Source organism: Corallococcus carmarthensis (assembly GCF_003611695.1).
Taxonomy (GTDB): domain Bacteria; phylum Myxococcota; class Myxococcia; order Myxococcales; family Myxococcaceae; genus Corallococcus; species Corallococcus carmarthensis.
Genome location: NZ_RAWE01000463.1, coordinates 1 through 1,019, shown reverse-complemented (window position 1 = coordinate 1,019; position 1,019 = coordinate 1). Strand labels below are relative to the sequence as shown.

Here is a 1,019-nt window from a genome sequence, read left to right as displayed (position 1 = left end):
GCGCCACGGGGCGGGGAATCTCCACCTTGTACTGCTGGAGGAGCGTGACGGTCTCCGGATCGCCGGGGTCCGCCTGATAGGCCTTGAGCAGGTTGCCACGGCCGGTGTCGGTCTCGCCGCCCTTGATCTGCAGCACGCCCGCCATGCGCAGGGCGGCCTTGTCCTCGGGCTGGACCTGGAGCGCGCCCATCACCTCTTCGAGCGCCTTCTTGTCCTTGTTCTGCGCGGCGTAGACACGCGCCAGGAGGAGGCGGGGATCGGCCGCGGTCGGGTGCGCCTTGACGCCCTTCTTGCAGACGACCATCGCCTCCATGAAGCGGCCCAGGTCGAGGTACGCCTCCGCCAGGGGCTTGTAGGCATCCGACGAGGGGTCGGAAGCGAACGAATGCTCAAGCTTCGCGAGCTCGGTGGGGCTCAACGTCTTCGATGGGGAGGTGGACATGAACCAGAAGGGGGCCCGGTAATTGGCCGGGAAGGATGCGGTACTGGAAGGCGGTTTTTATGGCATCCACAGTGCGGCACGTCAATCGCAGGGTTGGTGCCGGAAACGAGCTGCTTGACAGCAAGGTGGGGCTCCGGTACTAGCCCCATCACTTCGCGGGACCCAACCCCCGCGAGGCGCAGCAGGCAGCCCGTAGTCCCCATGTGGGGGTGTAGCTCAGTTGGGAGAGCGTCGCGTTCGCAATGCGAAGGTCGTCGGTTCGATCCCGTCCACCTCCACTCTGAAGAACGAAGGGCCTCACGGGAAACCGTGAGGCCCTTTGCATTTCAGGCCATTGGCGAATTGCAAAGGCTTCCGGCTTTGTTATCCGGGGCCGATGACCGACCCGTCCGCCTCCCTGTCGTTCTTCGCCCGCTTCTGGCTCGCCTGGCTGTGCTTCTGGCGCTGCCTCGTGTCCCGCGAATTCGCGCAGGCGGTGCTGCCGACCAGCCGCGCCTATGACGCCGGCCAGCTCAAGGAGCTTCCGTCCGGGGATACGGCGGCCCCACCGCCCGTGAAGACGCCCACCGTCCAGGCC

1 protein-coding gene, 1 tRNA gene and 1 pseudogene are annotated in these 1,019 nt (G+C 66.1%); 2 read left to right on the top strand and 1 reads right to left on the bottom strand.

Translation table 11 applies throughout. From position 1 onward, the window contains the following. Positions 1–442, bottom strand: a 442-nt coding sequence (locus D7X32_RS44475) for a tetratricopeptide repeat protein (RefSeq protein WP_341868183.1), incomplete at its 3' end; no start/stop codon positions are given. 205 nt (positions 443–647) lie between these two features. Between D7X32_RS44475 and D7X32_RS44470 the strand changes: the two genes are divergently transcribed. Both D7X32_RS44470 and D7X32_RS44465 read left to right on the top strand, forming a co-directional pair. Next, positions 648–720 (top strand) — tRNA-Ala (locus D7X32_RS44470). Between the two features lie 98 nt (positions 721–818). After that, positions 819–1,019 (top strand): annotated as a pseudogene (locus D7X32_RS44465) (DUF2760 domain-containing protein); the annotation flags it as partial.